Origin of the sequence: Allobosea sp. (genome assembly GCF_030694325.1) — a bacterium.
In the GTDB taxonomy this organism is placed as follows: Bacteria; Pseudomonadota; Alphaproteobacteria; order Rhizobiales; family Beijerinckiaceae; genus Allobosea.
In genome coordinates, this window is sequence record NZ_JAUXYO010000276.1 from 1 (window position 1) to 8,350 (window position 8,350).

The 8,350-nt window shown below is 68.0% G+C and carries 6 protein-coding genes and 1 pseudogene; 3 read left to right on the forward strand and 4 right to left on the reverse strand.

Annotated features, from left to right (window positions below; genetic code table 11):
• Positions 1 to 908, reverse strand: a 908-nt coding sequence (locus Q8M82_RS17785) for an IS110 family RNA-guided transposase (RefSeq protein WP_305692650.1), incomplete at its 3' end; no start/stop codon positions are given.
• A gap of 475 nt (positions 909 to 1,383) precedes the next feature.
• On the opposite strand from Q8M82_RS17785, the pseudogene Q8M82_RS17790 reads away from it, so the two are divergent.
• The 3 genes and pseudogenes from Q8M82_RS17790 to Q8M82_RS17800 form a co-directional block, all read left to right on the forward strand.
• A pseudogene (locus Q8M82_RS17790) lies at positions 1,384 to 2,502 on the forward strand (ATP phosphoribosyltransferase regulatory subunit); the annotation flags it as partial.
• Positions 2,499 to 3,482 (forward strand): ATP phosphoribosyltransferase, encoded by a 984-nt coding sequence (gene hisG / locus Q8M82_RS17795; RefSeq protein ID WP_305692651.1) that lies wholly within the window; start codon positions 2,499 to 2,501, stop codon positions 3,480 to 3,482. The pseudogene Q8M82_RS17790 and the gene hisG, both read left to right, overlap by 4 nt.
• Positions 3,483 to 3,836: 354 nt before the next feature.
• Positions 3,837 to 4,319, forward strand: a complete 483-nt coding sequence (locus tag Q8M82_RS17800) for an META domain-containing protein (RefSeq protein WP_305692652.1) — start codon at positions 3,837 to 3,839, stop codon at positions 4,317 to 4,319.
• 163 nt (positions 4,320 to 4,482) lie between these two features.
• On the opposite strand, the gene Q8M82_RS17805 is transcribed toward Q8M82_RS17800, so the two are convergent.
• The 3 genes from Q8M82_RS17805 to groEL all read right to left on the reverse strand — a co-directional run.
• The gene (locus tag Q8M82_RS17805; protein ID WP_305692653.1) at positions 4,483 to 6,567 is read right to left on the reverse strand and encodes an ABC transporter ATP-binding protein/permease; all 2,085 of its coding nucleotides are present in this window, start codon (positions 6,565 to 6,567) and stop codon (positions 4,483 to 4,485) included.
• A gap of 179 nt (positions 6,568 to 6,746) precedes the next feature.
• Positions 6,747 to 7,298 carry a PhnD/SsuA/transferrin family substrate-binding protein gene (locus Q8M82_RS17810; RefSeq protein ID WP_305692654.1) on the reverse strand — a complete coding sequence of 184 codons (552 nt, stop codon included), beginning with the start codon at positions 7,296 to 7,298 and terminating at the stop codon, positions 6,747 to 6,749.
• 27 nt (positions 7,299 to 7,325) lie between these two features.
• On the reverse strand, positions 7,326 to 8,350 hold a 1,025-nt coding region (groEL, locus tag Q8M82_RS17815; protein ID WP_305692655.1), incomplete at its 5' end, for a chaperonin GroEL.

Genomic DNA, 8,350 nt, shown 5'->3' on the forward strand with positions numbered 1-8,350 from the left:
TTTGCGTTTGCGATGACGATGAGTTTTCGCATGACTGCGGTGATGGCGACGATCGGTTTTTTGCCGTGTTGGCAGAGCCTTTCGTAGAAGTCGCGCAGGGCGCGATTGTGCCGAGCGGCGACGAGGGCAGCCATGAAGAGAGCTCGCTTGAGCGCGGGCCTGCCTCCGCGGGTCGCGCGGTAGGCGTCCCTGGCTCCGCTTTGTCTGGGATGGGGCGCCAGACCGGCGAGAGCTGCCGCCTGTCGTCGCCCGAGCGAGCCGAGTTCGGGCATGAGGGCCATGACGGCTGGCGCGTTGGTCTTGCCGAAGCCCTTGATGGTTCGCAGCGTCTTGAGTTCTTCGGCCAGTGCGGCGTCTTGCGTCATGATCGTGGCGATCTCGTCGTCGAGGCGGGCGATGCCGGCATCGATGGCTTCGACGAGCTCGGCGTGGATGGTGGTGATGCAGGTCGGGGCCTGGCTGCGGTTGCGGAAGGCGCCGCGTGTGACGACGAGGTCCTGGCGGGCCTGAACCAGGTTCTGGAGCATGAGGCGGTTCGAGGCGGGAGCTTTCCAGCGCGGCAGGGTGGCGTGACGCTCCTGCCCGTAGCGGGCGAGCCATTTGGCATCGATCGCGTCGGTCTTGGCGAGCACGCCATGAGACCGGATGAAGGCCTTGACCTTGCGGGCGTCGGCGCGGTGGGCGGGGATGGCGGCGGCGAGCAGGGCCGTGAGCAGGAGGGTCTCGTATCCGCCGGTCGCTTCGCAGACGACGAGGCAGGTCGGATCGAGCGTGGCGGCGAAGGCGTTCAGGCTGTCTTGGTCATTGGCGATCTCCCAGGCCGTCAGGGAGGCCGGGTCGTGGACGGCGATGAAGGACTTGCCGACATCGCAGCCGAGGATGCGGGACGGGGTGACGACAGCGCTCATCGGTCATATCCTGTTTCAGCTTGTGATTGTCTGCGGGCGTTTCCGTCTCGGATGGCCCAGGCAACTCACCAAGCGTGGAGGAAGCGGCGCGAAGACGACCTCGATGACGGCGGGCGTCGAGCCCGATTGCGAGACGGCCGGTCTTCGCGCGCCGTGGCTCGGGATGGCCGTCCCGGGCCACGGCGTTCCCTCCCGGGAACCAACACCACTCTGACACATCGCCAAGAGACAATTGCGAGCGCAGAGAAGCAACCCAGCCCCGTAGCGCTCCACGTCCCCTGGATGGCTTCGTCGCTGGCGCTCCTCGCCATGACGGATAGGGCAGCGCGACCCCTCATCCGTCTCGGCTGCGCCGAGCCACCATCTCCCGCAAGGGGAGAAGGGAGGCCCCACCGATTCCCGTTCACCCATTTCCCTCAAATGCCTCGAAAATCGCGCCTGCCGCTGCTAGGACAGCGCCCGGAAACAGGATGACGCCGCCGTGCCCGCGACCGCTGCCAGCATCGAGACCGTGATCGCGCTGTTTGCGCGCGAGGGCTATGCCCGCGCCGAGCCCGCGATCCTACAGCCGGCGGACGTCTTTCTCGATCTCTCGGGCGAGGACATCCGCCGCCGCATCTTCATGACGCAGGACTCGGATGGCCGCGACTGGTGCCTGCGGCCGGAATACACCATCCCCGTCGCGCTCGATCACATCGCGTCGCGCCGCACCGAGCCTGCCGCCTATGCCTATGCCGGCCCGGTCTTCCGGATGCGCTCGGGCGAGCCCGGCGAATTCGCGCAGGCGGGAATCGAATCCTTCGGCCGCGACGATTTCGCCGCCACCGACGCCGAGATCATGGCGCTGACGGTCGAGGCCACCGCCGCGCTCGGCCTCGCCCAGCCGAAGATCCTGATGGGCGACGTCGCCCTGCTCAGCGCCCTGCTGGACGGGCTTGCCGTCCCGGCCGGCGCCCGCCGCCGCCTGATGCGCGCCGTCGTGCAGGGCCGCGGCATCGAGGCCGTCGAGGCGCTCGATCCCCCGGTCGCCACCGGCGAGACCGCCCATGCCGGCCTGCTCAAGGCGCTGGAAGGGCAGGACCCCAAGGCGGCGAAGGCCTTCGTCGAGGACGTGCTGTCGATCGCCGGTATCTCGACCGTCGGCGGCCGTAGCGCCTCCGATATCGCCGAGCGCTTCCTGGCGCGCGCCGCAGAGCGTGAGAACCCGGTCAATGGCGACGTGAAGGCGCTCTTGGCGCAGGTGCTGGCGATCAAGGGCGATCCTGACACGGCCTCAGCCGCTTTGCGGGCGCTCGCCGACCAGGCCTCGCTCGAGCTCGCCCGCGAGCTCGACGCCTTCGACGAGCGCACCGGGTTCCTCGCCGTGCGCGGCGTCGATGTCGGGGCGATCGGCTTCCAGGCCGCCTTCGCCCGCAATCTCGACTACTATACCGGCTTCATCTTCGAGCTGCACGACGAAGCCCGCAGCGACGGCAAGCCGGTCGCCGGCGGCGGTCGCTACGACCAGGTGCTTGGGCGCCTCGGCGCGGCCGCGCCGATTCCGGCCGTCGGCGCATCGATCTGGCTCGAGCGCCTGGCGGGAGACGCCGCATGACCGACACCGTCAACGACGCCCCGCTGGTTCTCGCCGTGCCCTCCAAGGGCCGGCTGCAGGAAAACGCCACCGCCTTTTTCGGTCGCGCCGGGCTGAAATTCGTCAAGTCGCGCGGCGAGCGCGATTATCGCGGCACGATCGCCGGCGTCGAGGGCGCCGAGGTCGCCTTCCTCTCGGCCTCCGAGATCGTCGCGCAGCTCGCCTCGGGTGCCGCCCATCTCGGCATAACCGGCGAGGATCTGGTGCGCGAGCAGGTCGCGGATGCCGATGCGGCGGTCGAGATGCTGACGCCGCTCGGCTTCGGCCACGCCAATGTCGTCGTCGCCGTGCCGCAGGCGTGGATCGACGTGCGGACCATGGCCGATCTCGACGACGTCGCCTCCGCCATGCGCAGCCGCCAGGGCCGCAAGCTTCGCGTCGCCACGAAATACGTCAACCTGACGCGCCGCTTCTTCGCCCGCCACGGGCTCGCCGATTACCGCATCGTCGAGAGCCTGGGCGCGACCGAGGGCGCGCCGGCCGCCGGCACGGCCGAGATCGTCGTCGACATCACCACGACCGGCGCGACGCTCTCAGCGAACGCGCTGAAGATCCTCGACGATGGCGTGATGCTGGCCTCGGAGGCCAATCTCGTCGCCTCCGTGCGTGCGCCCTGGGGCGAGCGGGCGCGGGCGGCCGCCAACGCCATCCTGTCGCGCATCGCGGCCGAGGAGGAGGCGCGCTCGGTACGCGAGATCCGCGCCAGGCTCGATGCTCCCTCCGACACGCTCGGAGATCTCGGCGCCTCGTTCGGCGCGCGGCTGCCCTTCGGCGAGAGCCCGGCCGGCGGCGTGCTGACGGTGCATTGCCCGGAAAAGGCGGTGTTCGCTCTGGTCGAGCATCTCGCCGCGGCCGGTGCCGACGACGTCACGGTCTCCGCGCCGGCCTATGTCTTCCGCAAGGCCAACCCGCTGATCGAGCGCCTGCAGTCGCGCCTGTGACGACCGCTGGCGCGGCCCGGTGATCGCGGCCAAGCGAGGCCGCCGCTGGGGGGCAGGCGGCCTCGCCGGTCGCTGACGGCTCCGGGGGGATGAAGCCGTCCGCTGGACGACGTCACGCGGACGTGTGGAGCGATACGCTGCGGCTTGCCTTGTGGATGCAGCCACCAACACAAAAATCCGCCCTGCGCTCATGGTTTCGACATGGTGCCCCGCGATGACACCGGCCTGGGAAGACCGGCCGAGCAGCTTCGCGGTTGATCGCGGGGCGATAGGCGGCTACGCGCTTTCCCACGAGGCCGGCGATGCGTTAGGGTCGCCCGGATTTTTCAGGTTCGACGACCGGGTAAGACGATCATGATACGACGCCTTGGCTATGCCGCCCTCCTCGCCGCCATGGCCGCGCCCCTGCTGCTGCCGACCGATGCGCAGGCCCAGCGCCGCCAGCAGATGCCGTCGCGGGAGGAACTCGGGCAGCAGGCGCCGGCCGTCCAGCAGCAGCAGGAGAAGACCTTCCCGCTCGGCGCGTCCTGGTCCGCCGTCATGCTCAACGGCAAGCCCATCGCGGACCGCCGCGCCACGCTGCAGGTGGACGCCAATCTGCGCGGCACGGGCTTTGGCGGCTGCAACACCTTTTCGGCCTCGGCCTATCCACTGCGCCAGCAGGGCTTCGCAGTCGGCCCGCTCGCGCTGACCAAGCGCAACTGCGACAAGGGCCAGGCGGAGTTCGAGCGCGCCTATCTCACGGCGCTGCGCGGCACCCGCAACTGGGACCTTGTCGACGGCAAGCTCGTCCTGAAGGGCGCGGCCGGCGAACTGCGCTTCGACCGCGGCTTCTGACGCTCCCGCGCATCGTCCGCATGACCATCTCCGTCATCCCGGGATTTGCCCCGGGATCCATCATAGGGTCCGACGGAGCCTCATGATGGATCCCGGATCTGCGCGACTGCGCCGCTTGTTCGGGATGACGTCGTTTTTCTCCGCATGATCCCTTGACCGCCGCTCACGCCTTCGCCGGCATTCGCGGCGTGTAGGTGCCGTCCGGATTCGGCTCCATCGTCACCACCACATCGTGCATCTCGCGCAGCGTCGAGCGATGGCCGATCGAAATCACGCGGGTCTGCGGCAGGACCTCGTCGATCGTGGCGTAGATCTCGTTCTCGAGCTTCTCGTCGAGCGAGGCGGTCGCCTCGTCCAGGAAGAGCCAGTCCGGCTTGGCGAGCAGGGCGCGGGCCACCGCCAGCCGCTGCTGCTCGCCGCCCGACAGGCGCTGACCCCAGAAATCGACCTCGTCGAGCCGGTCGCGGAGATGGCCGAGGCGGACCTTGTTCATCGCCTCGCGGATGGCGGCATCGTCATAGGCACCCGCTTCCGCCGGATAGGCCAGGGCCGAGCGCAGCGTCCCTTGCGGCAGATAGGGGCGCTGCGGCAGGAGCATGATCTGCGCATCGGCTGGGATGCCGACCTGTCCCTCGCCGAACGGCCAGATGCCGGAGATGGCGCGAAACAGCGTCGACTTGCCCGAGCCCGACGGGCCGACCACCAGGGTCCGCCGCGCCTGGCCGAGATCCAGGTCGTCGATGCGCACGATCGGCGCGCCGTTCGGCAGCATCAGCGTGGTGGCGCCGATATGAACGTCGCCATCGGGTCCGTGCGTCCGATGCAGCCCTGCCTCTCCCGCCGTCGCGGCCTGGGCTTGCGCGATCGCCGCTTCGAAGCTGGTGAGGCGGTTGATCGAGGCGATGTAGGATGCGATCGCCTGGTAGCGGTCGATGAAGAAGGACATCGCCGTCTGGACGCGGTCGAAGGCGCCGGCGACCTGCGTCATGATGCCCAGCGTGATCCGGCCCGAGAAATAATGCGGCGCCAGCAGGATATAGGGCACCACCACATTCGCCTGGTTGAAGGAATAGGTGAAGCTCCCCAGCCGGAGCCTCGCCCAGACCAGCCGGTAGAAGTTTTCCACGATGTCCCCGAAGCGCGCGCTGAGATGGCGCTGCTCGGAGGCCTCGCCGCGCATCAGCGCGATCTGCTCGGAGTATTCGCGCAGCCGGGCCAGAGAGAAGCGGAAATTCGCCTCGCGGCGCTCCTGCTCGAATTCGAGCGTGATCAGCGGCTTGCCGATCATATGGGCAATCCAGGTCGCCACGACCGAATAGAGCAGCGCCATCCAGAAGATGAAGCCGGGGATCGAGATGTCGGTGCCGGGCACCACGCTCGCGACCGGGATCGACCAGAGGATGATCGAGAACGAGACCAGCGTGGACACCTGCGTCAGCAGCGGCAGCGCGAAGTTGTAGGTCTGGTTGACGAAGGCGCGCGTGTCTTCGGCGATGCGCTGGTCGGGGTTGTCGGCACTTCCGGCCAGCGCGACCCGGTAATGGTTGGCGTCGCGCAGCCAGATGCGGCTGAAGCTCTCGGCCATGTGGCGGCGCCAGCGGATCAGCAGCGTGTAGTTCGCGAAGAGCTCGATCAGGTTCGAGACGATGAAGATCGCCGCCCAGACGCTGAAGACGTAGATCAGCTGATACCAGAAGCTCGCCGCGTCCTTCTCCTGGATCGCGTTGTAGAAGTCGCGGTTGAAGAAGGACAGGCGCAGCGAGATACCGACCTGGATTTGGTTCAGCACGACGAGGAAGACCAGTAGCAGCACACCGAGACGGCCCGTGGCGATGCTGAACGGGCCGATCGGCCAGAGCTCGGCGGTAGTGGTCTGCGCCTCCTCGAAGAAGGGGGATGCCAGTCGCGCGATCCGCTGGATCGCGGGCACGAAGGAGATAGCGTAGACGATGATGCCGAAGACGGCGATCGTGATCGGCAGGCTCGGGGGCGGGACCAGGGCCCGCAACCCGGCCGGCCAGTAGCCCGCCTGGCCGAGCAGCGCAGCTGCACCCGTCAGCACGTATTCGGCGGCGAAGATGACGGAGAAGATCCGAAGGAAAGTGGCGATCGTCTGCGCGCGGAAGGTCGCCAGCGCCAGCAGCACGCCGACCACGCCCATGCCGATCGTGCCGGCACTGCCGCTCTGCTGGCCCGCCACGAGCGCGACGACGGCGAGCGCGGCGACGGCAAAACTCAACGGACGCATCGGCTGATCCTGACCAGGGCTGGAATCGCGGCGAAACCCGCGAGCGCGACCATGTCGCAGCCGATGCGGCCGTTCAATGGCGCAGCGTCAAGATGAGCAAATTGTCATGCCGCGACGGGCCCGCGGCAATGAAAATGGCCCGGCGCGAGCCGGGCCTCGTTGCGGCGATCCGCGAGGTTTCAGCCGCCGGGCTTCTGCTTGCGGCGCGCCTCGAGTTCCTCGGTCACAGCGATGACGTCCAGATAATCTTTGTGCTTCGCCGGGGCGTAGGTCGAGACCTGGCCGTCGGTGAAGGTCCTGAACACCTCCGGAGCGTCGGTCTTCATCGCCATCATCGCCGCGACGAAATCGCGCTTCAGGCCCTCGGCCAGATTGGCTCGGGTCGAGAACGGGCTTGCCGGGATCAGCGGCGACGTCCAGATCACGCGAGTCGCGCCCTGCGGGATCATCGCCTTGTTGGTCAGCCGCTGCACCACGCCGGAGTTTTCGTTGACCTGGAAGGTCGCCACCGCGTCGAACTGGCCACACACCAGCGCGAGCACCGAATTGTCATGGCCCCGGAGAAGACCGTGCCGCTGAAATGCGTGGCCGGGTCGCCCCCCTGCTTGCGCAGGCAATAGGACGGGAAGGCATAGCCGGAGGTTACGGAGCAATGTCGCGGGTGTGACGCGCCCGCCGCACCGCCTGCCTCCGTGCAAAGAAAAGGCCCGGCTTGCGCCGGGCCTTCCCATGTTTTCGCTGAGAGCGAAGGGGCTGGATCAGAAATCCATGCCGCCCATGCCGCCGCCGCCCATCGGAGGCATCGGGGAGTCCTTCTTCGGGAGCTCCGCGATCATCGCCTCGGTGGTGATCAGCAGGCCCGCGATCGAAGCGGCGTCCTGGATGGCGGTGCGCACGACCTTGGTCGGGTCGATGATGCCGGCCTTGACCAGATCGCCGTACTCGCCGGTCTGGGCGTTGTAGCCCCAGGCGTAGTCCTTCGACTCGAGCAGCTTGCCGATCACGACCGCGCCGTCACCGCCGGCGTTGTCGACGATCTGACGGGCCGGGGCCATGATCGCCTTGCGGACGATCTCGACGCCGGTCTTCTGGTCGTCGTTCTGGGTCTTGAGCGACTTGACCGAGGAGAGCGCGCGCAGCAGGGCGACGCCGCCGCCCGGCAGGATGCCCTCTTCGACGGCCGCGCGGGTCGCGTTCAGGGCGTCGTCGACGCGGTCCTTCTTCTCCTTGACCTCGACCTCGGTCGCGCCGCCGACGCGGATGACCGCGACGCCACCGGCGAGCTTGGCCAGACGCTCCTGCAGCTTCTCGCGGTCGTAGTCCGAGGTGGTCTCCTCGATCTGCGCCTTGATCTGCGAAACGCGGGCCTCGATGTCCTTCTTCTTGCCGGCGCCGTCGACGATCGTGGTGTTCTCCTTCTCGACCGTCACCCGCTTGGCGCGGCCGAGCATGTCGAGCGACACGTTCTCGAGCTTGATGCCGAGGTCCTCGGAGATCACCTGGCCGTTCGTCAGGACGGCGATGTCCTCGAGCATGGCCTTGCGGCGGTCGCCGAAGCCCGGCGCCTTGACCGCGCACACCTTGAGGCCACCGCGCAGGCGGTTGACGACGAGCGTAGCAAGCGCCTCGCCCTCGACGTCCTCGGAGATGATGAGCAGGGGCTTGCCGGTCTGGACGACGGCCTCGAGCATGGGAAGCATGGCCTGGAGGCCGGTCAGCTTCTTCTCGTGGATGAGGATGTAGGGGTCCTCCAGCTCGGCGACCATCTTGTCGGCGTTGGTAA